General features: G+C 45.7%; 20 protein-coding genes and 1 tRNA gene. 13 read left to right on the top strand and 8 right to left on the bottom strand.

Features of this window, described 5'->3' with window-relative positions; translation table 11 throughout:
* Nucleotides 1-43 precede the first annotated feature (43 nt).
* A complete protein-coding gene (locus DYH48_RS10600; protein WP_115334741.1) occupies nt 44-1,840 on the top strand; it encodes a cyanophycinase in 1,797 nt (598 codons plus the stop codon).
* 344 nt (nt 1,841-2,184) lie between these two features.
* Here the strand turns inward: DYH48_RS10600 and DYH48_RS10595 are convergent, their stop codons facing one another.
* Both DYH48_RS10595 and DYH48_RS10590 read right to left on the bottom strand, forming a co-directional pair.
* Nucleotides 2,185-2,685, bottom strand: coding sequence for a peptidylprolyl isomerase (locus DYH48_RS10595; protein WP_006081478.1), 501 nt, complete (start codon nt 2,683-2,685; stop codon nt 2,185-2,187).
* Between the two features lie 115 nt (nt 2,686-2,800).
* Nucleotides 2,801-4,204, bottom strand: a complete 1,404-nt coding sequence (locus DYH48_RS10590; protein WP_107404653.1) for a DEAD/DEAH box helicase — start codon at nt 4,202-4,204, stop codon at nt 2,801-2,803.
* Between the two features lie 637 nt (nt 4,205-4,841).
* Between DYH48_RS10590 and DYH48_RS10580 the strand changes: the two genes are divergently transcribed.
* The gene (locus DYH48_RS10580; protein WP_115334740.1) at nt 4,842-6,614 is read left to right on the top strand and encodes a DUF885 domain-containing protein; all 1,773 of its coding nucleotides are present in this window, start codon (nt 4,842-4,844) and stop codon (nt 6,612-6,614) included.
* Between the two features lie 249 nt (nt 6,615-6,863).
* Here the strand turns inward: DYH48_RS10580 and DYH48_RS10575 are convergent, their stop codons facing one another.
* Nucleotides 6,864-7,184 (bottom strand): hypothetical protein, encoded by a 321-nt coding sequence (locus DYH48_RS10575; RefSeq protein WP_006081481.1) that lies wholly within the window; start codon nt 7,182-7,184, stop codon nt 6,864-6,866.
* Nucleotides 7,185-7,416: 232 nt separating this feature from the next.
* Here DYH48_RS10575 and DYH48_RS10570 point away from each other — a divergent pair, with 232 nt between their 5' ends.
* From DYH48_RS10570 to DYH48_RS10560, 3 genes are read left to right on the top strand one after another with little or no spacing between them, the layout of a single operon-like run.
* Nucleotides 7,417-7,911: a putative 4-hydroxy-4-methyl-2-oxoglutarate aldolase gene (locus tag DYH48_RS10570; protein ID WP_006081482.1), complete on the top strand. Its 495-nt coding sequence runs from the start codon at nt 7,417-7,419 to the stop codon at nt 7,909-7,911.
* Nucleotides 7,912-7,968: 57 nt separating this feature from the next.
* Nucleotides 7,969-9,792: an AsmA family protein gene (locus DYH48_RS10565; protein ID WP_115334739.1), complete on the top strand. Its 1,824-nt coding sequence runs from the start codon at nt 7,969-7,971 to the stop codon at nt 9,790-9,792.
* A complete protein-coding gene (locus DYH48_RS10560; RefSeq protein ID WP_115334738.1) occupies nt 9,792-10,412 on the top strand; it encodes a BsuPI-related putative proteinase inhibitor in 621 nt (206 codons plus the stop codon). Before DYH48_RS10565 ends, DYH48_RS10560 begins: the two co-directional genes overlap by 1 nt.
* Nucleotides 10,413-10,553: 141 nt before the next feature.
* Here the strand turns inward: DYH48_RS10560 and DYH48_RS10555 are convergent, their stop codons facing one another.
* Nucleotides 10,554-12,098, bottom strand: coding sequence for a lytic transglycosylase (locus DYH48_RS10555; protein ID WP_115334737.1), 1,545 nt, complete (start codon nt 12,096-12,098; stop codon nt 10,554-10,556).
* Nucleotides 12,099-12,330: 232 nt separating this feature from the next.
* Entirely contained in the window at nt 12,331-13,122 is a 792-nt protein-coding gene (gene gloB, locus DYH48_RS10550) for a hydroxyacylglutathione hydrolase (RefSeq protein ID WP_115334736.1), read from the bottom strand.
* Nucleotides 13,123-13,276: 154 nt separating this feature from the next.
* On the opposite strand from gloB, the gene DYH48_RS10545 reads away from it, so the two are divergent.
* Complete coding sequence (locus DYH48_RS10545; protein ID WP_115334735.1) at nt 13,277-14,014, top strand: class I SAM-dependent methyltransferase; 738 nt, start codon at nt 13,277-13,279, stop codon at nt 14,012-14,014.
* Nucleotides 14,015-14,047: 33 nt separating this feature from the next.
* Nucleotides 14,048-14,986: a LysR substrate-binding domain-containing protein gene (locus tag DYH48_RS10540; protein WP_006087268.1), complete on the top strand. Its 939-nt coding sequence runs from the start codon at nt 14,048-14,050 to the stop codon at nt 14,984-14,986.
* 169 nt (nt 14,987-15,155) lie between these two features.
* Here DYH48_RS10540 and rnhA read toward each other — a convergent pair whose 3' ends face one another.
* Complete coding sequence (gene rnhA / locus DYH48_RS10535; RefSeq protein ID WP_006081489.1) at nt 15,156-15,626, bottom strand: ribonuclease HI; 471 nt, start codon at nt 15,624-15,626, stop codon at nt 15,156-15,158.
* A 71-nt stretch (nt 15,627-15,697) separates the two neighbouring features.
* Between rnhA and dnaQ the strand changes: the two genes are divergently transcribed.
* From dnaQ to DYH48_RS10510, 5 genes are all read left to right on the top strand, one after another.
* A complete protein-coding gene (dnaQ, locus tag DYH48_RS10530; protein WP_063884330.1) occupies nt 15,698-16,426 on the top strand; it encodes a DNA polymerase III subunit epsilon in 729 nt (242 codons plus the stop codon).
* A 10-nt stretch (nt 16,427-16,436) separates the two neighbouring features.
* Nucleotides 16,437-17,810 carry a TIGR03503 family protein gene (locus DYH48_RS10525; protein ID WP_115334734.1) on the top strand — a complete coding sequence of 458 codons (1,374 nt, stop codon included), beginning with the start codon at nt 16,437-16,439 and terminating at the stop codon, nt 17,808-17,810.
* Nucleotides 17,811-18,098: 288 nt separating this feature from the next.
* A tRNA-Asp gene (locus DYH48_RS10520) sits at nt 18,099-18,175 on the top strand.
* A gap of 275 nt (nt 18,176-18,450) precedes the next feature.
* Nucleotides 18,451-20,433, top strand: a complete 1,983-nt coding sequence (locus DYH48_RS10515) for a cation:proton antiporter (protein WP_115334733.1) — start codon at nt 18,451-18,453, stop codon at nt 20,431-20,433.
* Between the two features lie 92 nt (nt 20,434-20,525).
* Nucleotides 20,526-21,815: an acetamidase/formamidase family protein gene (locus DYH48_RS10510; RefSeq protein ID WP_115334732.1), complete on the top strand. Its 1,290-nt coding sequence runs from the start codon at nt 20,526-20,528 to the stop codon at nt 21,813-21,815.
* A gap of 318 nt (nt 21,816-22,133) precedes the next feature.
* Here DYH48_RS10510 and fadE read toward each other — a convergent pair whose 3' ends face one another.
* The gene (fadE, locus tag DYH48_RS10505) at nt 22,134-24,581 is read right to left on the bottom strand and encodes an acyl-CoA dehydrogenase FadE (RefSeq protein ID WP_012587755.1); all 2,448 of its coding nucleotides are present in this window, start codon (nt 24,579-24,581) and stop codon (nt 22,134-22,136) included.
* A 243-nt stretch (nt 24,582-24,824) separates the two neighbouring features.
* On the opposite strand from fadE, the gene DYH48_RS10500 reads away from it, so the two are divergent.
* A complete protein-coding gene (locus DYH48_RS10500; protein WP_006081496.1) occupies nt 24,825-25,604 on the top strand; it encodes a class II glutamine amidotransferase in 780 nt (259 codons plus the stop codon).
* 395 nt (nt 25,605-25,999) lie between these two features.
* Here DYH48_RS10500 and DYH48_RS10495 read toward each other — a convergent pair whose 3' ends face one another.
* Entirely contained in the window at nt 26,000-26,791 is a 792-nt protein-coding gene (locus tag DYH48_RS10495; RefSeq protein ID WP_086012237.1) for a DUF3108 domain-containing protein, read from the bottom strand.
* Nucleotides 26,792-26,974 lie beyond the last annotated feature (183 nt).

Genomic DNA, 26,974 nt, shown 5'->3' with positions numbered 1-26,974 from the left:
CCTTGAGTCAATACATGGCGCACACTTTTTATTGAGTGCCACTATGAAAAATCGTTGCTTAAAAAACTTATCTTTTTTGCTCAATAGCTTAAGTATTTCTTACTTTACTCTTTTGCTATTTATCGCCCCAAGCGTGCAGTCAGCGCCAGCGAAAACCCTGAGTTTATCGATACCCACTCATCAACCATTTGATCTTATGCTGGTGGGCGGAGGGATGAAAACCTGCAGCTCTCAAGCTCCCGCAAATTGCCAATCGGAAGTCAAATTCTCAGCCGATGCCAAACGCGAAACACGTTATGTTTTCTACGAACAGTGGCTCGAACGTGCACTAAAACACCCAAGATTGCAGTCGTTAAATGAGCAACAAAAAGTGATATTACGGCAAGCGGCTAAAGCGTTTTCTCCAGTCAGTAATAGTCTTGAAAATAGCGATGTTGAAATTGGCCGTTCACTTGGCCGTTTACATAGTGACAGCTTAACCTTGGCAAACCTTGAACAAGCCATTGCAAAGATAGATAAGCAATTTCTGGCGCATTTGAGCGACCAACAATATTACACACTGCTGGATTTACTTGAAGAAAAGCAGATGCTTGCTGACGGCACGCTGTTACAAGAACAAGTGTTACTTGATTCCACAACCAATTCTCATGCCGCGACGCTTTATCAATTATTTACGCAGCAAGCGTTAGCAAAGCGCCAGCAAAGTAACCCCAATGCCAAACGTCCACTGATCGCCGTTGTGACCGCCTCTGCGCGCGATCCCTTTGAAGCGGCCGATTACTATGTCAGCGTATTTGAGCAAATGGGGGCCGAGGTTATTTGGCTGCCTTTAGATGCAGCGTTGCAAGCCGGTATCGCTACCCGTCAGTGTGACCAACTCGAAATGTTTAGACAGCAAATACAAGGTAATACGGATAGGGCGAGGCTTTATCCAAAGCAAGTTGAGCTACAAAAGGATTTCTGTGCCAGCCCCATTAAACTCTATCAATTGCTTAATCAAATCGACGGACTCTTTTTAAATGGCGGCGATCAGAGTTTGACTTTAAAGGCTTGGACGACGCCGGATGAATCACCCAGTGAAGCATTAACCATCATCAAGAAACGTCTTTCCAAACAAGAAATTGTCATCGGTGGCACCAGCGCTGGCACTGTTGTGATGGCTGATAAAAATATGATCACCGGCGGCACGAGTGAGGGGGCTCTGAGTTTTGGCGTTTTCGCGACCGAGGCGCCAAGTGAGCGTTGTGAAGTCGCTAATTGTGATGCCTCTGTTCCTGCAACGGCGGTCACTTATCGCGAGCAAGGTGGGCTTGGATTTTTTCCCTTTGGTATACCCGACACACACTTTTCACAACGAGACCGTTATTTAAGACTCTTGCTCCTTAGCGCCAATGCCGATAGCAAAATGGCATTTGGGGTCGATGAAAATACAGCATTATTGGTCGATTTATCACATCGTTCGCTCTCAGTGGTCGGTGAGCATGGAGTATGGGCATTAGCGCAAGTTGAGCGATTGAAACAAAGCCAAGCTAACTCTGAAATAAATGCGATTTCGCACTATCTCACTCCGGGTTCCTATGCTGAAATTGACGCCACTGGTGAGCATTTGACTCATATCCGCCTAGCTCAGACTGCCAAATTGACGCCAATAATGAGTAAGCAGAGTGACTTTTTTACTTGGGTCAGCAATGCGTGCCGGCAAGGTATATATTCAACATCACTGAGTGATAAGTACGAATTAACTATTTCTCCAATGGCGGCATTAAGCTGCCAAGGTATTTTAAATCAAGAACACGGATATCAATCGATGGGGTTAACACTAAAAGCGTTAGAACAATGACAGTGAGTTGAATTAATTGTAGTGGTATGGCTATGATATCAATAGGATAGGCTAAATTGATTAAGATTGAGTGTATATTAGATAGATTTTAAAACGTGAGAGGATAATTAATCTACTGATTTTAAGTTAAGAAGCTATAATTTAAGATTTTTTACTTTAAGTAAGTTTTAAGTTAAGTGATTGAGGTTAAATTAGGTAAAGTAAATTTATATTAAGCAGCATTTATTAAGTATGATTTTTTTGCGAACTAATTAATTTTAAAAACCGCTACTAAAAATAATGAATCGCTCAGCCAAAACTGAGCGATTCATTATTTAAAAAGAAAAGTCTTATCGTTTTAACGATCAGCTTTGGATATTAATCGTCACTTTCTCGATAACGATGGGTTCGCGGGGCACGTCTTCGTGGCCGGCGACAGTGGTGGTTTTGACTTTTTCAATCTGTTGGATAATGTCCATTCCCGCTGTGACTTTACCAAATACCGCATAACCCCAACCGTTATTGGTGGTGGCCGTGTGGTCTAAAAAATCATTATTGGCGGTGTTAATGAAGAACTGCGCCGTGGCCGAATGAGGCGCATCGGTGCGAGCCATAGCGATAGTGCCTATGGTGTTACTTAGGCCTTTGTTGGCTTCGTTCACGATAGGCTCGTGGGTCGGCTTTTCTTTCATTTTTGCGGTAAATCCGCCGCCTTGGATCATAAAGCCTTTGATCACTCGATGAAAAATCGTGTGCTCAAAGAAGCCTTCTTCACAATAGCGGACAAAGTTTTTTGAACTGACAGGCGCATGTTCAAAGTCGAGTGCTATGGTGATGTCGCCTAAATTGGTGCTGAATGTAATCATGCTAATATCTTCTATCTTAATGAGTTTCTACTTCTAATAAGTCACGACTGGTACTAGATCATAACTTTATACGGGATCGCGACTTTGTACGGGATCATGATTTTGTATTAGGCCATCAGTTCGTTTTAGAACCGCTGTTCCACGGATTAAAGGGCGCACTGCGACCCGTAGTCTCGCTACTGTTATCAGTCTGCGCGGATTGTGGACGCGCTACAGTGGCTTTTGCCTCCGGCTTAGATTTAGCACTGCGATGCTTTTTCGCATGGGCGGTTTCAAAGGAGCCTTCTTTCGCGGGGCGTGAGGTTCTGGCCTCAGGTGCGCGGGCTTTAAAGGTTTTTGGCGTGGTATTTTTCGGCACAAAGTCGAGGATAGAAACTGGCACTTCTTTGTTCGGCACAAAGCCTTCAATTTCTTTACGCACTATGATGTGGCCTAAACGGCGCTCGATAGCACATAGGTTTCTAAAATCATCTTTGGAAACAAAGGAGATGGCTTCGCCGCAGGCGCCAGCACGGCCGGTTCGGCCAATACGGTGAATATAATCATCGGCTTCATCGGGCAGATCATAGTTGACCACGCGGGTAAGGGCGTCGATATCGATACCGCGAGAAGCCACGCCGGTCGCAACTAAAAAGCGCAGTCTTCCGGACTTGAAATCGACTAATAATTGCTCGCGTACCGCTTGGCTGCGACCACTGTGAATGGCTTCGGCGGCAATACCGCGTTTTTCGAGTTGGCTGACCAGTTTGGCGGCACCTTGTTTAGTCTGGATAAAGATCAGTGCCTGTTCCCAAGCTTGCTCAGTGATGAGTTTGCTTAACAGGGCAGACTTTTTATCTTTATCGACAGTGATCAACCATTGGTCGATTTGCGGTGCGTTCGCACTGTCGCGGGCAATTTCAATCTCAACAGGGTTTTCAACCGCTGTTTTCGCTAAAAAGCGCACTTGCTTAGATAAGGTTGCCGAAAACAACAGATTTTGGCGTTCTGTTGGCAGACGTTCGATGATTTTATTGATGTCTTCGATAAATCCCATATCGAGCATTCTATCGGCTTCGTCTAGGACTAATACCGAGATTTCATCGAAATGAATCGCTCTTTGGGTGTACATATCGAGCAATCTACCGGGGGTCGCTACCAGAATATCGACGCCTTCGATAAGGCGTTGTTTCTGTGGTGCGGCATCGACGCCACCATACATGGCCATAGATGTCAGCGGCAGGTATTTTGCGTATTTGGCAATATTGTCTTCTACCTGAACGGCCAATTCGCGGGTTGGCGTTAAGATCAAGGCGCGAACGCGTTTAGCCCGAATTTTCGGCATATCGGCAAACATTTGCAGTATTGGCAACACAAAACTGGCGGTTTTACCTGTACCCGTTTGCGCGCCAGCCAGCAGGTTTTTACCTTTCAAGATCACCGGAATGGCTTTTTCTTGGATTGGAGTAGGTTGTGAATAGCCGAGCTCAGTGATGGCTCTTAAAATCGGATCGCTTAATCCAAGTTTGGAAAATGGCATTGAATGTCTCAGGTAAAGGGTCAGGTCAATAATGTATAAGCAAACTGTTACGCCAACGCGTTAACAGCGGAGCAGGGCGATATTATATACCCAAACAACCTGAAGATGCAGGATTCAGCGGTAATTTAACGCACTTTGGGCAAGGCCATTTATTGCTCCTGCATAAATTGCATTCACGCCGTCCATGGCGATTGCGGTTATTTGCAGACCTAGTGGGCTAAGTTAAAAATAACCAACACGGCATAAAGTGCGTTACCCCGTGGTTAACATCAGCCGCCGGAACGGAGCGCCTAGGGCACTCCACTTCTATGTTGCATCAATTCAAAAGGTAGCCGACATTCTGTCATTGATGTGCCTTGAATTGGAGCCCCCTAGGCGCTCTGAAACTCGTATATTCAGGTAGCTTGGGTATATCAGGAGGTGAAACAGAATTGGCGATTATCGTTATCTGAGTTCGTTTGGCAAAGTGGGAATTTTACCTCGAATAAGCGAATGATAGGCGGCATAAATATCGAGAACTCACAATTTTGTAACCGTAGATGTATTCACGGCTAACACTGCTGCAATTATTGGGACAATATGATTAACTTAGGTAATTTTTGCATGCCTGTTAAATATCAACAAAGGACCCATAATAATGAAAAAATCCGCTATTTCCCTTGCGATAGTGTTATCGCTGGCCGGCCTTGCTGGTTGTCAATCCCATAGCAGTCAAACTAAGCCTGTGGTTGCGGCTGAAGTTAAAGCCCAGTCATTTGAGCAATTTTCAGTATCCTTTATTGATTCATTGTGGGAATTATCACCGACGTGGGCCTTATACAGTGGCAAGCATGTTAATGATGGCTATCTTGAAATCCCCGATGCGGCTGGTCGTGCGAAAACACTAGCGTTTGTGAAAGCACAACAAGCCAAATTGACCCAGTTCGAGCAAAAGTCGCTGACGCCAAATGAACTGATTGATTACCATCTGATCGACAATTTACTCGGCAGCATGGCATGGGAAATTGACAGTTTTAAATCTTGGCAGTGGGATCCTTCAAGCTACAACGTATCGGGTGGTTTTGCCCAAATTATCAATGAAAACTTTGCCCCATTAGATGACAGATTACGTTCTGTATTAGTGCGTTTAGAAAATGTACCAGCTTATTATGCAGCCGCGCAGGCAAACATTAGCAAGCCGACATTGGAACATACCGAATTAGCTGTGATGCAAAACCAAGGTGCATTTTCGGTGTTTTCCGATGACTTATTAAAACAGGTCGCCGATTCTGGTCTGACGGCTACAGAAAAAGCGTTATTTAACACACGGTTTGATGCTGCCACTGCCGCGATTAGCGGCCATATCGCTTGGTTAGACAAATTAGTGGTTCAACTCAAAAAAGATGGTGCCCGTAGTTTTAGAATTGGCGAGGAACTATACGAGCAAAAATTTGCCTTTGATATCCAAGCGGGCATGACAGCAAAACAGCTGTATCAAAAAGCCGTGGCCGATAAAGACCGTGTTCAAGGGGAAATGGCAAAAATTACCGATAAGTTATGGCCTAAATATTTTACTACGCCAAAACCTGCTGACAGTAAGCTCGCCATTCGCCAGTTAATCGATAAATTATCGACTCAGCATGTTCAGCGCGATGAATTCGTGAATGAAGTGCGTAAGCAAATTCCAGAGTTAATTGAATTTGTAAATAAGAAAAACTTAGTCACATTAGATCCTAAAAAGCCACTTGTCGTCCGTGAAACACCCGAATATATGCGTGGTTATGCCGGTGCTTCAATTAGTGCACCAGGACCTTACGATAAATCTGGTAATACTTATTACAATGTGACGCCGCTCGATGGTATGAGTGATGCGTCAGCCGAGAGTTATTTACGTGAATATAATCACTGGATCCTGCAAATCCTCAATATTCATGAAGCAATTCCTGGGCACTACACTCAATTAGTTTACTCGAACCAATCACCGAGTTTAGTGAAAAGTTTATTCGGTAATGGCGCTATGGTCGAAGGCTGGGCGGTATATACCGAGCGCATGATGCTCGAAGAAGGCTATGGTAATTTTGAGCCTGAAATGTGGTTGATGTACTACAAGTGGAATTTACGTGTTATCTGTAACACTATTTTGGATTACAGCATTCATGTGAAAGGCATGACTGAAGAGCAAGCCATTGCCCTGATGATGAACGAAGCCTTCCAACAGCAGGCAGAAGCCGAAGGCAAGTGGCGCCGCGCTACGCTTAGCCAAGTTCAGCTGACGAGCTACTATTCAGGTTATCGTGAAATCTATGATTTCCGTGACGAATACAAGAAAGCGCAAGGCAAAGATTTTGATCTTAAAACCTTCCACGAACAATTCTTGAGTTACGGCAGCGCGCCAGTGAAATATATTCGTCAATTAATGCAAAACAAATAAGTTCGCATATTGATATAAATTAGCAGAGCTCAGGCTCTGCTTTTTTTATGCCGAATCGTTGCACACATTACCGTGAGGAAGTGAAGTCAATACAGTTACTGATGAAATGAAATCGTTAACACTCAGCAAATAATGGCAAGCAGAACCTATTGCCATATAACTGAAAAATTATATATTTCGTTATATGGCATATGCAGGTGTTAGCCGAATAATTTGACGGCTTAATGATAGAGCAGAATAGCGTTATGTTTAATTCTTAGATTTAGATGATGTCATCAGCGCTAAGACTTCATCGTAAGAAATGTTAAATTCTCTCGACAAGTTAATGATTTTTGTTTTGTAGGTTTGAATGTTTTCTTGCTGGGCTAATTGATGTTTCTTTTCTTCAACTAACTCGTTAACTGTTTCTTGTAATATCAATAATCGACGTAAACTATAGTCGAGGGATTTAATATATTTACCCATTTGTTGCTTGTTACGTGCTTGCTCAAGATCCGTTGAGACTTTTTTATCATATCCATATTCATCTAGAGCCGCGATTGCGCTCTGCAAATCAAGATCAGTAGTCATTTGGTTTTCGCTTTATAACAAAGAGGTGTGAGAACAGATTGATGAAACTTTCTTATGAAACATTAAAGGGTGTCATAGGACGTTAACTATCGCAGATTATAGTGCCTATGCCAATATACACCAAGCCTTTGCTGGTTAAAATTAAATAAAAAATTCGCTGATTTTTGCTTTGACCTTGTCGGGGTCTACAATTATGGGTAGTCTAAAGTGATAGGCTATTATGGAGATTCAAATGCTTGATCTACTACCAGATTTATTTGACCACTATCCGTCTAAATTACAGTTACTTCCCCTCGAATTTAAACCCTATGGCGGTAAGCGGCTCTTTTGGGGCGAGATAGTCACAGTCAAGTGTTTTGAAGATAATTCTAAGGTAAAAGAAATACTTGCACAGGATGGGCAAGGAAAAGTTTTGGTTGTCGATGGGGGCGGCTCTCTGCGCCGCGCATTGTTAGGCGATCTCATTGCGCAAAGCGCACTAGATAATGGCTGGCAAGGGATAGTGATCAATGGTTGTGTTCGTGATGTAGCCCGATTAAATACTTTTAGTTTAGGTGTTTATGCCTTAGGTGCCATGCCGATAAAAACCGAGAAGTTAGGTCAAGGCCAAATTAATGTTGCTGTAGATATGGGCGGCGTAATGGTTACGCCCGGTATGATGCTGTATGCCGATGAAAATGGTATTGCAGTAAGTGGTGAGATGTTGAACTTTGCATTTTTAAATTAACATTTTTAAATGAATTAGTAGCTTTAAATTCAAGTTGTTTTTGATAAGGATATTTATATGAAATTCATTAAGTGGCTCCTGGCCTTAGTGGTGACGCTCATTCTTTTAGTCACCGTGTATCTCACCGTATTTTTCGACCCTAATGATTTTAAACCTGAAATAGTTGATGCCGTCAAAAAACAAACGGGTCGTGAATTAGTCATTACTGACGATTTATCCTGGACCTTTTTCCCTGTTATCGGCATTAATTTAGGTGGCGTGTCTTTATCTAATCCTGAAGGCTTTACCCCTAAGGCTATGTTAGAAGTCAACAAAGCCGTTGCCGAAGTGGCGTTGATGCCATTGTTTAGTCAGCAAATTGAAATTGCGGAGCTGAGTCTCGATGGCGCAACCATTAATTTAGTGACTCGCAAGAATGGCACCAGCAGTTTTGATGGATTAAGTGGTGATAATAGTAAGAAAGCCGCAACTCCAGCGGCCGAAACTTCCTCAAATGCCAAACTGAACGATATTAATATTGGCGGTATTTCAATCACCAATACCCAAATTAATATGATTGACGAAGCGAAAAAGCAAACTCAAGTCTTTACCTTAAAAAGCTTCACCTTAGGTGAGTTCGCTTTAGAACAATTTGCGCCCATCGCCTTTGAATTTAGTGCAACTATGCCGGACATGACGGTAAGCAGCGAAGGCAAAGGTGAGCTAAAACTAAGCCGAGACTTTACGCAACTCGTCGTCAATGGACTCAAAATTGACACTGTGGTGGAAGGTGAAAGTATTCCCAATAAGAAACTCGAAACATCGATTAGCTTAGCAACTCAAATCGCGTTAGATAAACAGCAATTGTCCGTAGATATTGCGCAGCTTACCGCGGCGAGTATTACCGCTGCGGGTAAAGTTGGCGTAAATTACGCCACGAAAATTCCGCAAATCAATGCTGATTTTCAACTCGGCGATATCGATTTAGATACGCTGTTACCTAAAACGGAGACCGCTGCCGCAACAGAACAAGCACCCGCTGCCAGCACTCCGGCAGTTGAGCCTGATCTCTCTGCCCTTAAGCAGCTTGATGTAAAACTCAAGTTGACCGTTAAGTCCATTAAGGTCGCTAATCTGTCGACTCAAAATTGGTTGATGGATGTGGGGATTAAAAATGGCGTGTTAGATCTGACGAAACTGAATGCAGATTTATACCAAGGTAAGTTGCTGGTGAGCGCTCAGGTCGATGCACGTCAAGCGGTGGCAAGTTATCAATTCGATAAAAAAGTGACGGGTGTACAAATTCGTCCTTTGTTGAAAGATGCGGCGGATGTGGATTTACTGGCGGGTACGGCCAACTTTGATGTGAAAGGTAAAGGTAAGAGTTTGATCCCTGAGCAGTTAAAGAAAAATCTATTAGCCAATGGCCATTTTGATATTAATGACGGGGCTTTGTACGGGGTTAACATACCGCAGATGATCCGTAGCGCCCAAGCTAAGTTAAAGGGTGACTTATCGCCAGAAACCAAGGAAGAGCGCAAAACCGACTTCTCGAGTCTGACTGGTAGTTTCTCGCTGGATAATGGCGTTGCCACTAACCCAGATCTTGCTATGTCTTCACCTTTATTGCGTTTGGCGGGCAAAGGTACGGCGAATTTATTGACTGAAGCCTTAGACTACAGATTGACGACTAGCCTAGTGAATTCATTAAAAGGTCAGGGCGGTAGCGACAAAGATGCGCTGGCTGGAATTGACATTCCGTTGGCTATTACCGGGACTTTCCAAAAACCTGAATATGCCTTGGATACTAAAGCGTTACTGAATAATCAGTTAAAAGAAGAAACCGACAAAGCTAAGGAGAAATTAAAAGACTCCTTACTGAAAAAACTAGGAGGTTTCTAATGGTTGCTCCAATGCGCTACGCATTGCTTGTTTGCGCGAGTGCTTTTGTCGGCGGGCAACTTGTTGGGTGCTCGGCGCCTGAAGCCGCTGACACGAGTCCGTCTACCAAGGGCGAGACGACAACAGCCGCGGCGGTTCAGCCTGAGATTGTTCGCGCTGCCGATCTGGCGCTCGATGTTTCAGGCCTTAAAAGTACACCGACATTAAAGGTTGAACCTATGACGACTGATGCTACGCCAGGACTGCTTCGCGGCGAGTTAGCCTTAGATCCATTTGTGGATTTCAAGCAGCCAGTTAAGGCGACGTTGACTGTGACCAATCCACAAACCTATGCCGTCGGCCTGCGTTATAACTCAGGAATGACGGCGGATTTGTGGCTGGTAACGCAGGAGGGCAAACGTCTGTGGGCATGGTCCGATGATATGATGTTTACCCAAGCGTTACGCGATAGCCAATTGGCAGCGGGGAAAGTGATCACCACTTCCTTTAGCATTCCGCCCAAAGCGTTTGCTGGAATACCCGCTGGCGGTGCTCGTTTAGAAGCGCATTTTGCCGCTAAGGCATTAGAATCCGATGCCGTCGTTATGGCGCCTGTTGTCTTATTACTGACGATGGAATAACGCCGCCTCTCATAATCTGGAAAGCTCATAATAGAAAAAGGCAGCAATCCGATAGGGTTGCTGCCTTTTTGTTATCTGTGGATCAATCTTGCTAAGGGTTTATATTGCACCAATCAGTTCGAACTATGAACCTGTTTAGCCTTATGCGTTTAACTTACTTTCATCGACTACTAATTTAATCACTTGGCCTGGTTGCAAATATTGTGATTGCGCTAGGCTATTCCATTCTAATAGCTCGGCCACAGTCACGTTAAATTTGCTGGCGATACGGGCAAGTGAATCACCGGATTTGACCTTATAACTCACAGTGCGAATTTGCGCAGTTTGCTCAAGATTTTTCGGCGCTAAGATCACCAGTTTTTGACCATTTTGTAGCTTGTCACTCTTACCTAATTTGTTCCAAACGCTAAGTTGTTTCACTGTCACTTTATGGGCTTGGGCGATTTCAGAAAGTGTGTCACCAGACTTAACCTGATAGGCAATTTTTGTCGATTCAGTCGCAGCGTGCGATTTCTTCGGCAATTGTTGCTGAGTCGACAGGGCATAGAGCTGTTTGTCTTGCGCATCGACAGGAATAATCAAATGCTTACCCGCGACTATGGTATTGTTTTTCATGCCGTTGGCGGCGCGAATTGCATTAATAGTCGTGTGGTGCTGCTTCGCAATTTTGCCAATACTGTCACCTGATTTGATCGTGTAGCGTAGCCAACTGATCCTATCTTCGGTTTCTGTTTCGGCGAGTGCTTTCTTAAATTCTTCCGATTTATCAATCGGCAATACTAAAGTGTGCGGCCCCAGTGGCGAGGTGGCCCAGCGGTTATAACCAGGATTGAGCTTTTGCAGCTCAAGTGTGGTCATGTTTGCTAAACCTGCCGCCATGGCTAAATCAATTTGGCTATCAATATCAACTACTTCAATTGAAGGATTGTTGCTGATTGGCGCTAAGGTGATGCCATATTCATCGGCGTGTTTAATGACTTCTGCCAGCGCAAGCAGTTGCGGCACGTAGCGTTCGGTTTCACTGGGTAAATCCAATGACCAAAAGTCGGTTTTTAAGCCTTTCTTCTCGTTACGTTTAATCGCATTGAGCACCCGAGATTCACCCGAGTTATAGGCCGCAATAGCATAAAGCCAATTGTTATTGGTTTTATCGTAAAGATATTCCAACATGTCGAGCGCCGCAGTCGTTGAAGCGGGCACATCACGGCGACCGTCGTACCACCAGTTCATTTCTAAACCGAAATGGCTGGCCATAGGCGTGGTGAATTGCCACAAACCCGATGCCGCACTTGCTGAAGACGCCGATGGATCAAAGGCGCTTTCTATAATAGGTAATAGAGCGATCTCAATTGGAAGATGACGCTTTTCAAGCTCTTCCACGATCAGGTACATATAAGGTGCAGCACGCTCTGAGATGATCTCTAGATGCTGCGGATTTTTGATGTACCAATCGCGATATTGGTTTACCAATTTTTGATCTGGAACCGGTAACTGCATACCTTGACGTATTCGCTCCCACACATCGGTAATTTGCGCCGACGGAGCCTCAGTTGCGAGGTAATATTCTGGGACTGTATTTTCGGTTGTGACGGCTTCAACTTCTGTCTGATTAACGCCATGGTTGTCTAAAGTCTGACAACCTGTGAGTAGGGCAAATCCCCCTACAACATAAAGTGATACTCTCATTGAAAACGGTAGTCCTCTGTTAGTGCATAGCTTTTCTTTATAGTAACAGTATGTTTTATATGAAGATAAAGACGACGCAGCGCGCAAAGTTTTCACGCAAAACGAGCCATTCTATGGGATCTTTTCGATCTTGTCCCTTAATTATCGTACATAATGTAAGGCCATTTTTGATTTACATCATCAAAAATGGAAAAAACTGTTTAAATTTCAATCTATAATATTGCTTTTGTGATCAAAAATTATCTTTCCACTGTCTGAGCAGGGTAAAACCGCCAAGTTCGTCTAAATTGGCATGATTTAGATCGCTAAAATGCTGTTTTATGCTGTCAACAATCTCAGTGTCGCTGGCACGTAGAAAGGGATTGATGGCGCGCTCTAAAGCGATGGTGGAGGGGATAGTCGCTTTGTCTTGGCGACGCAATGCTATGGCGCGTTCGTTATAGTCTTGCAGCGCGCGATTGTTGGGATTGACCGCGAGGGCAAATTTGAGGTTTGAAAGTGTGTACTCATGGGCACAATACACCCGAGTGTCGGCGGGAAGCTGGGCAAGTTGCTGTAGTGAGTTGAGCATTTGCGCTGGCGTACCTTCAAATAAGCGTCCGCAGCCAGCGCTAAAGAGGGTATCACCGCAGAATAAGGCATCTGCAATAACGTAGGCAATATGTCCTGCTGTGTGCCCCGGTACATCTAAGACTTGCAGCTCGCCACTCATATAGTCGAGTGTCAATCTGGGCTGTGCTGTTGCGTTCAACGGATGGGTGATGCCTTCAATCTTCTCATTATCTGGGCCATACACTGTGAGTCGGTCTTGACTGTAGGCTTGAAGTTCAGCGACGCCACCCGTATGGTCATTGTGGTGGTGGGTCAGTAAAATGCCCGCTAGCGTGAGTTTATTGGCTTCTAGATAGTCAATCACCACACTCGCATCGCCGGGATCGACGACATAAACCTGTGTATGGGGCTGTTGTTGTAACACCCAGATATAATTGTCATTAAAGGCTTTGATCGCTGTTATAGTGAGCATAGAACCGCCTATGTCTGTATTTCAATTCGAAGATAAAGGTATTATCCATGAGTGAACGGCCCTTGGCGACCTTTGCCGCTTTTGCCCCATGGCTAAATGGCAGTAATCTTTGACCCAATTGGATACTTGTCTACCAAGCTAACGGAGGAACTCTGTGTCGCATTTTAGTACTGAGCTCAAACCCGAACAATGGAGCGACTTACCCAATGGTGAGGCGTTGCAACACGCCGTTGCTAAACAACTTGAAGATTGGTGGCCAAGAGTCTTTGGTTATCATTTATTAAAGTTAGGGCCTTTGACTGCCGAATTGTCGAGCATGGCATCGCCAGTCGCCCATCATTTTTCACTCTCGCCATCCAAAGGCGCTTCGATTGAAGGCGATTTTTGCCATTTACCTCTGCAGAATGCGGCGATAGATGCGATCGTCATGAGTCTCTTGCTCGAATTTGAACCCGATCCTTACCGTATTCTTCGTGAAACCGATCGGGTACTCATCGCTGGAGGCTATCTTTTTATCGTCGGTTTTAATCCCTTGAGTCCAGTATTTTTGGGTAAGTTATGGCCTAAGTATCAGGATTGTCTCCCATGGAATGGCCGCTTTTTTATGCCATCAAGGGTGCGAGATTGGTTAGGTTTATTAGGTTATCAAGTGGTGGGCGATGAGCGTTTGGTCTATCACCCCCTAATGGGTGATTTCAACCAAGGCACATTTTTTCAACAGAGTTTAGCGTCATGGCTTCCTAGTGCGGGCAGTTTGTATTTGATTGTGGCGCGTAAGCTTGAGTCGCCACTCACGCCTATTCGCGATAAACGTAAGGTGCGGCAAACGAATTGGACCACGGCACCGACCGCGGGACGTTCAGGGCATTTATCAGAGCATTCGGAAAACTGATAAGCCATTTCCTTTTTAAGTACAGGTTTTAATATGCGGATCACCTTAAGACAATTGGCGGTATTTGAGGCTGTGGCTCGTAGTGGCCAAGTCGCAAAGGCGGCGGAGCAAGTTAATTTATCACCACCGGCCACTTCTATGGCCTTGGCTGAGTTAGAAAAACAGCTTAATGCCCGCCTCTTCGAGCGCATTGGCAATCGATTACAGCTGAACTCGCAGGGCAATTTATTGTTGCCACTGGCGACGGATTTATTGCACCGTGTCGAGCAAATTGAGCAGGCATTTACCTATCATGGTGGCGATTTGGTTGGGCGTTTAAGTATCAGTGCCAGTTCGACCATTGGTAACTATCTGATGGCGAAAGCCGCAGTGGCATTTTGTCAGCAGCACACTCAAACCCATGTGGATGTGGCGATCACAAATACTCAAGATGTGATCCAAGCGGTTGCGCAGTTCCGCTCTGAAATGGGCTTTATTGAAGGTCATTGCACCGATAATCGCTTGAGTGTTGAAGCTTGGCATAAGGATAGGCTGCTGGTGTTTTGTCATCCGGCGCATCCTCTGGCGGGGAAAGTGGTTAAACCGGCGCAAGTGAGAGGCCAGTCATGGGTGTTACGCGAAGAAGGCTCGGGCACTCGTGAGTATTTTGTCAATGCCGCCAATGAGTTGGATATGCAGCCAGAAGCCAAATTCTGCTTTACTACGCCGGATGCGATTAAACTGGCGGTGAAACAAGGTGCTGGGCTTGGGGTGTTATCTGAGCTGGCACTGGAGAAAGAAATCAGCCGCAAAGAGTTGGCGTTAGTCACGATTGAGGGATTAGTGCTGGAGCGGCAGTTTTATCGCATCACCCATAAGAGCCGTCAGGCGACATCCCTTGGCCAAGCTTTTGTGCAGTTCTGTGAGAATTTTTTCAATATCGCAGGCGTGGAACCAAATAAGCAGTTTGATAGCAATGGCCATATGCAGTGAGCTTAAGCGGTTAATTTGAACTGTGGGTTTACGGTGAGATGAATAGTGAAATAAATCATCACGCCTAAGTGTTTAGCTTAGGCGTGATGGCATCGAACTTACTTTTTCGAATTAGCTTGTATGAACTTTGGCTGTTCAAACTTAGCTAGTTTAAGTAAGGGCCACAGAGTTAAGGCTGGTAGCCTAAGTCGGGTTGGGTCGGTTTTGATTCTGCCGCGGTGCGAGCTAATACATCGCAACGTTCGTTTTCAGCGTGGCCCGCGTGACCTTTAACCCATTGCCAGTCGATGGTGTGCATCTGTGAGGCTTTATCTAAACGTTTCCACAGGTCAACGTTTTTCACTGGGGTACGGTTTGATGTCATCCAACCTTTTTTCTTCCAGCCATGGATCCACGTCATTATGCCTTGGCGCATATATTGGCTGTCGCTGGTGAGTACGACTTGGCAAGGCTCTTTTAAGCTTTCTAACGCGATGATCGGGGCTAATAACTCCATGCGATTATTGGTCGTGAGCGCAAAACCGTCGGACATCTCCTTTGTATGGCCTTTATAATTCATTACAATGCCATAGCCGCCAGGACCGGGATTGCCTAAGCAAGAGCCGTCGGTGAAGATGTGGATCAGTTTTAGTTCAGTCATCAAATTGTTACCATAGCCGGGAATTTCGGCCGAGTATAACCAAAAATTGTCATAAGAAGCGCATAAAAAAAATGAATATTATCTCTAACGCTAGCCGTCAGGTTATTTTGGATACCGAAACCACAGGTATGAACCAGGGCAGCGGCGCCATTTATTTAGGCCATAGGATCATCGAGATTGGTTGTGTGGAAGTGGTGAACCGTCGTTTGACGGGGCGTTATTACCACCAATATATCAATCCAGGTCAAGCCATCGATCCTGAAGCCATTGCCGTTCACGGTATTACCGATGAGCGCGTTTCCAAAGAGCCGCGTTTTCATCAAGTTGCTCAAGAATTTATCAACTTTATCGACGGCGCTGAAATCGTCGCCCATAACGCGAACTTCGACGTGAGCTTCATGGATCATGAGTTTTCACTGTTGCAGCCGCGTGGACCAAAAACCGCTGATATTTGTCAGATCCTCGATACCTTAGTCATCGCTAAGTTCTTGCATCCTGGTCAGAAAAACAACCTTGACGCCCTCTGTAAGCGTTATGGCGTGGATACGTCGCGCCGCGAATATCACGGTGCTTTGCTCGATGCTGAGATCCTCGCCGATGTTTATCTGATCATGACCGGCGGGCAGACAAAGTTTAATTTGTCCAACGAGGAAGCGGGGCAGGAAGCGGGTGGTATTCAACGTTTTGATCCGCAATCACTTAACCTTAAAGTGATCGGCGCATCGGCCGATGAATTGACTATGCATGAACAACGCCTTGATTTAGTCGCAAAATCAGGCAAATGCCTCTGGAGAGGATAGAAAAATCACTATGCCGATGTCGCGCCATAAACCCATTTTAGCGCTTTGCCTTGTTGTCACTACGCTGTTTGCCAGTGTGACGTCTGTATTGGCCGCCGAGGCTGAAACCGCTAAAAAAGTCGTCAAGCCGCCCAAGGCCGCGCCGATTATAGGATTGGAGACGGCTTCTGAGCTTAAGAACCGTTTTCGCATCGACCATATGGTCGATAACATGACGCTGTTAGTGGAGCGTGAATACGGTTCTGCACCGGTAGTCATTGTGTTGCCCGATGGCAGTAAATGGTACGCCAATCGCCATCCCGAAACCGTCAAGTGGGTCGATGGCATTACCGGCGATATTATTTACATTGAGTCGCCTATGCCTGGACCTTGGCAGTTGGTGGGTAAAGTCGTCCCTGGTTCGACCCTCAACAAACTCTCTAAACTCGAAATCGAAGTTCAGCCTTTGCCGCAGCCGATATTCCAAGGTGAGCAAGTGAAAATTGTCGCCCAGTTGATGGGGGATGCTCAGCGTGTGCGCATGCCAGGACTCGACTTTCTGGTGGAATGGACGGCTCATTTTGTGAGTAAGCACAGGGCCGGCGATGAGAATTTTGCCGCGGGTGACATTATTGTCGGTTCCTACAAAGACAATGGTGAAGATTATGATGAAAAACCCGATGATGGTGTATTTACCAGCAATATCAATGTAAAGCAGCCTTGGGGGGATTATGAGTTTGTGGTGCAAGCACGCAACAACGTGTTTGAGCGGCAGATTTCATTTCCGTTTAGATTATCGCCGCGGCCAATTAATTTAGAAGTCATTACCCCAGACGATCCGTTAACGGGGCAGTGGAAAATCATGCTGCACGTCGATAGTGCTGTGCTGCAACTGGCTGAAACGCATTTTTCCTTTGAGTTGGTGGGCCCTGCTGGCTTACAACTGCCTTTAACGGTGAATGGCCTTACTGAGCCGGACTCTGAACTAGATTTACCGACTGTGACTGAGTTTGGTAGTTATCGTATTAAAGGTTTTGTAGCAACGACAACGATTACTGGTCGAGAGATTGTGCTGGATTTACCTGAGCTATTTTTCAACTTAATTCAGCCACCAGAGCCACCGCCGAGCGCCGAAGAGTTAGCTGCTGTTGCTGCACAAAAAGCGGCAGAGGAAGAAGAACTTGCAAAGAAAGATGCCATGTTTTGGATCATCACAATCAACACTATCTTATTAGTCTTGGGCGTGGTGGGATTAATTGTGTGGCGTAAACGCCAAAGTCTAGCACAGGCCTTAGCTGCCGCTGAGTCACGTTTATTGGAAGAAGCATCGGCGAATCCAGCTGCTGCGCCGTCATTAGATGAAATCGATCTCACTATGCCAGATGAGGCGGATAAAGACCGTTAGCCAAGTATCGCTGATGTGTTTGAGTTATGACTTTGAACTAGGGCGTAGAGCAATATTTGGCACATAAATCAAGGTCGGAAATTGATTTGGTTTTTTTTTAATCAAATGATAAATCTAAGTAAAAAAACGGTTGACGCCCGCAGGGCTCAACCGTATTATTCTTCGCATCTTAAGCAGAAGCCTTGATAAGTCAGTTGAATTATCGTTATGGCTGTTTTAGCTTCAGCGGCCTGTCACGCTGGTGCTAGCGGGTTTAAAACTCGTCAGATGTCGGATATGGAAGAATTTGGAGCGGTAGTTCAGTTGGTTAGAATACCGGCCTGTCACGCCGGGGGTCGCGGGTTCGAGTCCCGTCCGCTCCGCCAAATCAATAAAAAGGCCTTACAGCAATGTAAGGCCTTTTTATTTCTATCTTTTTCATCAAATAATTGCTTCGTAAAATCGCTGCAGCTTGCAGTCCATCGCTGTTGCGCCTTGGTTTCACTTAGGCCATGCAGTCTTCGATAAACTTTATAGCGTTTATGCATTTGCTGCTATTGTTAAGCGAAATAGATAATTCCCGAGCCATTATCATGCTCATGTCATCTATTTCATTAAAGATAATGCGAGCTCATTGTTTTTCTCACCTAAAGGATTTTTTATGGTTGAACAAATCACGGGTATGTTAGCGCTGATTGGGGTGTTATCGCTTTTTTGTCAATGGCTTGGTTGGAAATTGCGGTTACCGGCGATTTTGCCCTTACTGCTCTGTGGACTCACCCTCGGCCCCGGACTTGGCTTCCTCAATCCCGATGCTATTTTTGGCAATTTACTCTTTCCGATCATTTCTCTCGGGGTTGCCGTGATTTTGTTTGAAGGCGCATTGACTCTCAACTTTAAAGAAATCAAAGATCATGGCCGTATGGTGACGCATCTTGTGACCATAGGGACAGTGATCACTTGGGCTTGTATCAGCACGGCCACCTTTTATTTACTCGATTTTAGTTGGGAAATTGCACTCCTCTTTGGTGCATTAGTGGTGGTCACGGGACCGACGGTTATCGTGCCTATGCTCAGAAGTGTGCGCCCAAAATCCCAATTGGCGAGTATTTTACGCTGGGAAGGCATAGTCATTGACCCCATAGGCGCGCTGCTCGCAGTATTAGTTTTTGAATATATTACAGTTTCAGGCGATCAGACAACGCATGTGCTTTATGCCCTAGGTTCAATGCTTTCTCTAGGATTAGGGCTTGGAGCGGCAGCAGGTTACCTCACTGGGCAAATATTAAGACGCAACCTGTTGCCACATTATTTGCGCAATACCGCAGTCTTAACCTTAATGCTCGGCATCTTTGTCGGTTCGAACCTATTACAGGAAGAGTCGGGTCTACTGACTGTGACCGTTATGGGCATTTGGCTTGCCAATATGCGCGGTGTGGATATTGCTGAAATCCTTGAGTTTAAAGAGACCTTAACCGTACTACTGATTTCGGCATTGTTTATTTTATTGGCGGCGCGATTAGATTCTAATGCCATGCTCGACTTAGGTTGGGGCGGACTAGGCGTTTTAGCGGTCACTATGTTGTTAGCTCGGCCGCTGAGTATTTGGGTTTCTGGTGTCGGCACCTCTTTGTCGAGGGCCGATAAATGGTTTTTATGCTGGATTGCGCCGCGAGGCATAGTCGCTGCGGCGGTATCGTCATTGTTTGCGATTAAGTTAGAAGCCAACAATGTGCAAGGCGCCGATGCGATTGTGCCCTTAGTGTTTTTAATTATTATCGGCACGGTCGTTATCCAAAGTTTAACCGCGGGACGTTGGGCGCGATTCCTCGGTGTCAAAGCCGATTCTGCCCAAGGTTTATTGATTTTCGGTGCTTCTAAATTTTCCCGTGAGTTAGCGAAAATCTTAAAAGCCAAGGATGTCAAAGTGCTATTGGCTGATAATAACTGGGATAATATTCGCCTAGCACGTATGGATAATATCCCGGTGTATTTTGGCAATCCCGCATCTGAACATGCTGAAACCTATATGGATTTAACTGGGATTGGCCGCGTGTTGATCATTTCGCCTTATCGACAATTAAACCCTCTAGTGAGTTTCCATTTTCAAGATTTCTTTGGCACTAAGAAGGTCTTTGGCTTAAATAATACCGAAGTGGGCAGTGCGCGCCACCAGCTCTCTGAAACTTATAAGCAGCGCTTATGTCTGTTTGGTGATGCCGTGTCCTATGCCAAGATTGCAAGCCTGATGGCGAGAGGCGCTCAACTTAAAGTGACCAATTTAACCGAAAACTTCAGCTTTGAGCATTTCCGTAAGCGTTACGGTGAAACGGCTATGCCATTGGTTTATTTAACCAAGGAAGGTAAGGTCGTCGTAGTATCAGGTAATGATACTGTGTTCCCGAATGGTATTGAGCTGATTAGCTTGTTGCCGATTGAAGCCTTAGAAGAAGCCAAAGTACAGCAAGCGATTGCAGAGCGAGAAGCACAGGAAGCCCAAGAGAAATCCGCCGCAGAAGCCGCTTTAGCAAAGGCAAAAGCGGAAGAGGTGGCTGAGCAATTAAGGCTTGAGAAATCAGACGCTAACGCTGTAATAAATGACGAAGCTGACAAGGGTGTGGTGGATAACATGATAAAGAGTTAACTTGAGCATGTCATAAGGTATCACAGCCATGTTTTATCTTGTTGATACGACAAACTCACTCTCATATTCGCAAGTTAAACTGGAGAATACCGATGTTGAAATGTTCCACACTCATGTGCTTGAGTCTGGTGTTTGGTCAGGCGCACGCAGCTGAACAATGGCTACTGACAGCGGATCTCTGGGGTAATCCTGTATATGGCACACTGACATTAACATCCAAGGGTGACAATCTCAGTGGCGATATAGACGGTGACAAGCTGAGCGGACATCGCCAAGGTACAAGTCTTACCTTTGAAAGCACAGATGCGAATGGCGCGGTCTATCACTATGAGGGCAAGATGCAGGATAATACCATTGAAGGTATTGCCGATTTTCCTGATACCAATCATCCAAATGTTCGGGTGAAACATGCCTTTTCGGCACGGAAAATAGCCACGCGTCCAGAAGGCCAACCGCGGCGTTATGAATTCATGCCGACAAACTATTCCTATCTATTTGATCCTCATCGCACACCCGTCCTCACGATTTGGCCTGGGGATACAGTACAAACAAAAACGATTGACTCGGGTGGGGTCGATGAGCACGGCGTCACTAAGGCTCTATTTGGAAATCCACAAACTGGCCCTTTCTTTATTGCCACCGCAACGCCAGGGGATACGCTGGTCATACGGATAAATCGACTTAGATTGAATCGAGATTATGCTGATAGCTTGGATGCGATAGTAGGGCGAGCATTGGGGGCACGTTTTGCGACTCAAGCGGACGAACTTGGAAAGCCTGTGCGCTGGAAATTGGACAGAGAGCGTGGAGTGGCGAGCTTGGAAACGCCAACTGAACATTTAAAAGACTACACAATTAAAGTACGGCCTATGCTAGGTGGGCTGGCTGTTGCACCAGGTTTTGGTTCTGCGCCCGTATCTACGGGTGATACCGGACGCTTTGGAGGCAACATGGACTTTAACGAAGTAGTTGAAGGCAATATTGTTTATTTACCTGTGCAACAACCTGGTGCTTTACTCTATCTTGGCGACGCTCATGCGTTGCAAGGGGATGGTGAAACCTCGCAGTATGCTTTGGAAACCTCTATGGATGTTGAATTCACGGTTGATGTGATCAAGGCTAAATCGATAGCGATGCCGCGTGTTGAATCACCGGATCAGATCATGGTCTTAGGTCAGGCGGGATCATTAGATGAGGCATTACGTTCGGCAACAACAGGGCTTATTCAGTGGTTACAACAAGATTATGGATTGACGCTGCCAGAATGTGCGATTCTCCTCGGTAGTGCTGCTCACTATTCTGTTCCTAATCTCGCAGGGCGCAGCGTGGGCGTTGCCTTGAAGCTTGATAAGTCACTTCTTACTATGCCTCGTTTGCAGTAAGTATTGATACACGACGCAGTACATTTAAGCTTGTATTAACGATGTATTCTTAGTTTTAAAGCACAACGCTTGGCACTGTCTTCACGCCATTACATTGTTATTTTAGTTCCGCGGTACTAGCTGTTATGCGACATCGTTTGCAGGATAAAGGATAAGCTATGTTAACGCTGAATAGCTTTCGTCATCTGGTTGTGAAGCTTTATCTGATTGAGCTTGTATCATATTGAGCGGTTGATTCGTGACAGAGGCAGATAGACTTGTTATAAAAAAGGAGGCTAATTAGCCTCCTTTTTGTTGGTTTAAATCTTACTGAGTGGATTACGCTGCGCGTTCCTGTGAAGTGGTAGAAACCACTTCTGGACGCAGTTCAGCTGGGTCAAAGTCATCAACGTTGATTGACTTCATACGACCGATTTCCGCTCTTTCTAGCAAGTTAACTTCATCGTCGCTCAGCACGCCTAGTGCTTTACCTTCAGCGGCTACTTTATCTAACCACATGAAGGGTAGACGTTTACCGCTCGCCTTACAGACTTTGTCATGCAGAGGCTCAGATGCAATGATGTCCAGTAGCGTTTGTTCTTGGATACCCACAGCATTGTGCTCAGAGTTGGTCCAGAACTGGCCTTTACCTAGACGGTCACGGCTTTCACACGGTGTTTGCATAATCTTAGCGACTTTATGATCTAACACATCGCTTGGGCGTTTCAGTGGACGACCGAATGGGAACATCACCACGCGTAATGCGCCGCCAAGACCCATAGGGAAGTTATCCAATAAATCGTCTAACGAGGCTTGTAACTTGTACAGCGCATCTTCAACCGCCCATTGCACTAATGGCAAGTCGTCGGTTTGACGGCCTTCATCTTCATAACGTTTCAGCGTGGCAGATGCCAGATACAGTTGGCTCAGTAGGTCACCTAAACGGGCAGAGATACGCTCTTTACGTTTAAGGTTGCCGCCCAAGGTTGCCATGGCTAAGTCAGAAAGCAGGGCAAGGTTGGCACTGAAACGGTTCATTTGTTGATAATAACGCTTGGTTTTATCTGAATAAGGCGCGTTAGAGAAACGGCTTGATGTCAGACCTAACCAGAAGCTACGGATGAAGTTACTGGTCGCGAAACCAATGTGACCAAAGATGGCCGCATCGAAGTTAGCTAAACCTTGACCCGATTCGGTATCAAATGCTGACTCCATTTCTGCAAGCACGTACGGATGGCAGCGAATTGCGCCTTGGCCATAGATGATCATAGAACGGGTCAGGATGTTTGCGCCTTCAACGGTAATCGCGATAGGCGCAGCTTGGTAGCCACGGCCTAAGTAGTTATTGGGGCCAAGACACACGCCTTTACCACCGTGAATATCCATGGCATCGATAACGCATTTCTGCATTCTGTCTGTCAGGTGATATTTCACAATCGCAGAGATAACCGACGGTTTTTCACCTAGGTCGATACCTGTAGTGGTCAACGTGGTTACCGCATCCATCAGATAAGCGTTACCGCCGATGCGTGCCATTGGCTCTTCGATACCTTCAAGCTTGCCGATAGGCAATTTGAACTGACGACGAATGCGAGCATAAGCACCCGTTGCCAGTGCCGCGGTTTTCACGCCGCCAGCTGAGTTTGATGGCAGTGTGATACCACGGCCCACTGATAAACATTCCACCAGCATGCGCCAGCCTTGACCTGCCATTTTCGGGCCGCCAATGATGAAGCTTAATGGCACGAATACTTCGTTGCCGTGTGTTGGACCGTTTTGGAACATACAGTTGAGCGGGAAGTGACGACGACCGGTTTCAACTCCTTCCATATCGGTAGGGATCAAAGCACAAGTAATGCCAAGTTCTTCTTTATCGCCAAGTAGATGCTCTGGATCGCGTAGTTTGAAGGCTAAGCCTAATACTGTCGCGACAGGGGCTAAAGTGATGTAACGCTTGTTCCAGGTCAGTTTCATACCCAGAACTTCTTCACCTTCCCATTGGCCTTTACACACGATACCAAAGTCAGGAATAGAGCCTGCATCGCTACCGGCTTCTGGGCTGGTCAGTGCGAAACAAGGTACTTCTAACCCTTTGGCTAAACGCGGTAAATAATGGTTTTGTTGCTCTGGAGTACCGTAATGTTGCAGCAGCTCTCCAGGGCCTAAAGAGTTAGGCACACCAACAGTGGATGCCAACTCACTGCTCAAACCTGCGAGTTTTTGTAACACGCGCGATTGGGCATAAGCTGAATATTCTAAACCGCCGTATTTTTTCTTAATGATCATGGCGAAGAAGCCATTATCTTTCAGATATTGCCATACGTCGGCAGGCAGATCGGCAAGTTGATGTGACACTTGGTGTTGATTCACCATGCGGCACACTTCTTCAACAGGGCCATCGAGGAATGCCTGTTCGTCTGCACTTAAACGCGCAACTGGGTAGTTATGTAGTTTTTTCCAGTTAGGGTTACCCGCAAACAGATCGGCTTCCCACCAAGTGGTGCCGGCTTCAATCGCTTCTTTCTCTGTTGAAGACATTTCCGGCATGATGCCGCGATATACCTTCATCAGTGGACGACTGATCACATTTTGTCTAAATGCACTGATATTTAACGGCAAGGCTACCACAAGGAAAATGATCCAAGAGATAGGGCCGACAACATCGAGTGTCCATCCTGCTGTCATCACAACAGCGGCTGCAATAGTGGCAGTGAGCAAAGATACCCGAAGGTAAGCTAGGGCTCCTAGCACTAAGATCATGGCGATGATCCAAAGTAGGGTAGTCACTGTAATTCTCCTTAAATATGACCGAGTGCCAACCACAGGTCATAGAGTGTTTTGTTGATTGCGATCACAATTATAGTTTGTGGTCAGACCTGTGTCGCATAAAAGTTAAACCTAAGACAATTTTAATACAAGTATTTTTCAAACAATTGTTTAAATTATTTGTCAGCTTTGATCATTCCACAAATGTCATCAACTAGTTACAATGCCAGCAAGTGGATTTTTGATTGATGATAGGCGAGAAATATGTGCGAGTTACTGGCGATGAGCGCCAATGTGCCAACCGATATTGTGTTTAGTTTTACGGGATTAGCACAACGTGGTGGCGTAACAGGTCCCCACGTGGACGGCTGGGGTATTACGTTTTACGAGGGTAAAGGCAGTCGTACTTTTAAAGATGCTTGCCCGAGTAGCGAATCGCATATTGCAAAATTGATCAAATCCTACCCGATTAAAAGTGAAGTGGTGATAAGCCATATTCGCCAAGCGAATCGCGGCTGCGTATCTTTAGAGAACACCCATCCTTTTACCCGCGAATTATGGGGACGTTATTGGACCTATGCCCACAATGGCCAATTGACGGACTATCTGCCTAAGTTCAACGTTTCTCGCTATCAACCCGTTGGCGATACTGACAGCGAACTCGCTTTCTGCTGGATTTTGGAACAAGTTGCCCAGAAGTTTGGCGGCACTAAACCCGAGGATATGTTGGCTGTGTTCCATTATGTCGCGACGTTGGCCGAGCAAATCCGTGCCTTAGGTGTGTTCAACATGATATTAAGCGATGGCGAGCATTTGATGAGCTATTGCAGTAACAACTTATGTTACATCACTCGCCGCGCGCCGTTTGGCAAAGCGAAACTTATCGATACCGATGTGGTGATTGATTTTGATAAGGAAACCACGGCCCACGATGTCGTGACTGTGATTGCGACTCGTCCATTGACTGAGAACGAACAGTGGCATGTCATGCAGCCCGGCAACTGGAAGTTGTTTAGATTAGGCGAGCTGTTAATCGATCTTTGATGTTATCCAACAGCGCTAACACCAGCATCTGCGCGAAAAATGGGTGCGAGCAGATTTGCGGCTGACTTTGGTTTGTTCAGGTCACTTTTTAAAAAGATTAAGTCAGTATCTAACGCATCTTTTAGCAATCAAGGATTAGTGATAGGCCATTAGCAACGAACTTGTTGCAATGAACTGTCAGCTATGAACTAGTAGCGCAGGAATATTGGTTCTGAACTTTGGCAATGAACCATTAGCTATGGGCGTTAACCGAACTTAGAGGCTGGCCCTAAGCTCGGTTAGATATTCATTCGGTTCGGTATAACTTCGGTTTGGTTTTATCGGTGTGAGTTCAGCTAAGGCTGAGTATCATTGAGCTAAGTTGATTTCCTTAACTTAACTCAATGCTTTGCCAGTTAACCTTCTGTCGTACCTAGCAGTTTTGGTACTTGCGGTTGCTCAGCAATATCTGCCGGCTTGCTTTCTTGGCTCACAACTTCATCGAAGTGATATTTAAGTAACTTAATATCCAGCTGCTTACTGCCTTTTTCAAAATGTGTTAACCGCACGGGCAGGTAGGCTAAATCCGGTGCCATCCAGAAGAAGGTTTGGCGCTTTTTATTGTCACGCACCACTTCAATTTTGACTGTGTCGTAACTGCCACTGTCGATGTTCATCCGCTCTCTGCCAATCACATGGAACTTGTATTCATCCAGTTCGTTGTCTTTGACCATCTTGTAGTCGAGCGCTTCTTTGCCCGCTGCCATATCGAGCCTGAATTGCAATTGCACCATTAATGGATCGAAAATCTCGCCTTCATAGGGGAATTTACCTTTCTCGTCTTTATAACGGGTATGAATAAAGCCCTGCGCTTTGGCGAATGCGGTTTGCTCTGTGTAATTCGGGCCGACACCTTGGCGCTGCTGTAAGTAACGCAAAGGGCTGAGTTGACTATTTTCTTGAGTAAATTCACTCAAGATGTGGCGCACATCGGTTAGCAATAACAGGCTAAGGTCGCTGTCAAAACGATACTTATACACCCCATCTTCTGGATTGGGCAGCGTGTATTTGGCTTTACCGAGTTCGATATCCCCATAGTTGACTTGGTATTCGGCTGTCTGCGGCGTGAGCGGCGTCGGCGCGGCTATGGCAAACATACTTTGGGTGAGGGCAGTTAAGCTCACTAATAATGTGGGAATGGTACGCAAAGAATGCTCCTTGGGTCGCAGGTTTTCACCTTGTATCACTACAAAACGCTCAGTAGTGGTTGATAAAAAAGTGTCGAGTAGCATGCTTACTTACACAGTTCAGGGTAAATCAGTTTAGCGTAAATCAAAAATCGGAATCGACGGTTAGCAGGTTATAGCCGAGGCCGACACTTCTGTAAATAG

This window comes from Shewanella baltica (assembly GCF_900456975.1).
GTDB lineage: Bacteria > Pseudomonadota > Gammaproteobacteria > Enterobacterales > Shewanellaceae > Shewanella > Shewanella baltica.
This window is presented reverse-complemented; position numbering and strand designations above follow the sequence as displayed.

Excerpts from the sequence above, each read along its gene's own strand:
- DYH48_RS10600 (WP_115334741.1), top strand. The coding sequence starts at position 44 with ATGAAAAATCGTTGCTTAAAAAACTTATCTTTTTTGCTCAATAGCTTA.
- DYH48_RS10595 (WP_006081478.1), bottom strand. The coding sequence starts at position 2,685 with ATGATTACATTCAGCACCAATTTAGGCGACATCACCATAGCACTCGAC.
- DYH48_RS10590 (WP_107404653.1), bottom strand. The coding sequence starts at position 4,204 with ATGCCATTTTCCAAACTTGGATTAAGCGATCCGATTTTAAGAGCCATC.
- DYH48_RS10580 (WP_115334740.1), top strand. The coding sequence starts at position 4,842 with ATGAAAAAATCCGCTATTTCCCTTGCGATAGTGTTATCGCTGGCCGGC.
- DYH48_RS10575 (WP_006081481.1), bottom strand. The coding sequence starts at position 7,184 with ATGACTACTGATCTTGATTTGCAGAGCGCAATCGCGGCTCTAGATGAA.
- DYH48_RS10570 (WP_006081482.1), top strand. The coding sequence starts at position 7,417 with ATGCTTGATCTACTACCAGATTTATTTGACCACTATCCGTCTAAATTA.
- DYH48_RS10565 (WP_115334739.1), top strand. The coding sequence starts at position 7,969 with ATGAAATTCATTAAGTGGCTCCTGGCCTTAGTGGTGACGCTCATTCTT.
- DYH48_RS10560 (WP_115334738.1), top strand. The coding sequence starts at position 9,792 with ATGGTTGCTCCAATGCGCTACGCATTGCTTGTTTGCGCGAGTGCTTTT.
- DYH48_RS10555 (WP_115334737.1), bottom strand. The coding sequence starts at position 12,098 with ATGAGAGTATCACTTTATGTTGTAGGGGGATTTGCCCTACTCACAGGT.
- gloB (WP_115334736.1), bottom strand. The coding sequence starts at position 13,122 with ATGCTCACTATAACAGCGATCAAAGCCTTTAATGACAATTATATCTGG.
- DYH48_RS10540 (WP_006087268.1), top strand. The coding sequence starts at position 14,048 with ATGCGGATCACCTTAAGACAATTGGCGGTATTTGAGGCTGTGGCTCGT.
- rnhA (WP_006081489.1), bottom strand. The coding sequence starts at position 15,626 with ATGACTGAACTAAAACTGATCCACATCTTCACCGACGGCTCTTGCTTA.
- dnaQ (WP_063884330.1), top strand. The coding sequence starts at position 15,698 with ATGAATATTATCTCTAACGCTAGCCGTCAGGTTATTTTGGATACCGAA.
- DYH48_RS10525 (WP_115334734.1), top strand. The coding sequence starts at position 16,437 with ATGCCGATGTCGCGCCATAAACCCATTTTAGCGCTTTGCCTTGTTGTC.
- DYH48_RS10515 (WP_115334733.1), top strand. The coding sequence starts at position 18,451 with ATGGTTGAACAAATCACGGGTATGTTAGCGCTGATTGGGGTGTTATCG.
- DYH48_RS10510 (WP_115334732.1), top strand. The coding sequence starts at position 20,526 with ATGTTGAAATGTTCCACACTCATGTGCTTGAGTCTGGTGTTTGGTCAG.
- DYH48_RS10500 (WP_006081496.1), top strand. The coding sequence starts at position 24,825 with ATGTGCGAGTTACTGGCGATGAGCGCCAATGTGCCAACCGATATTGTG.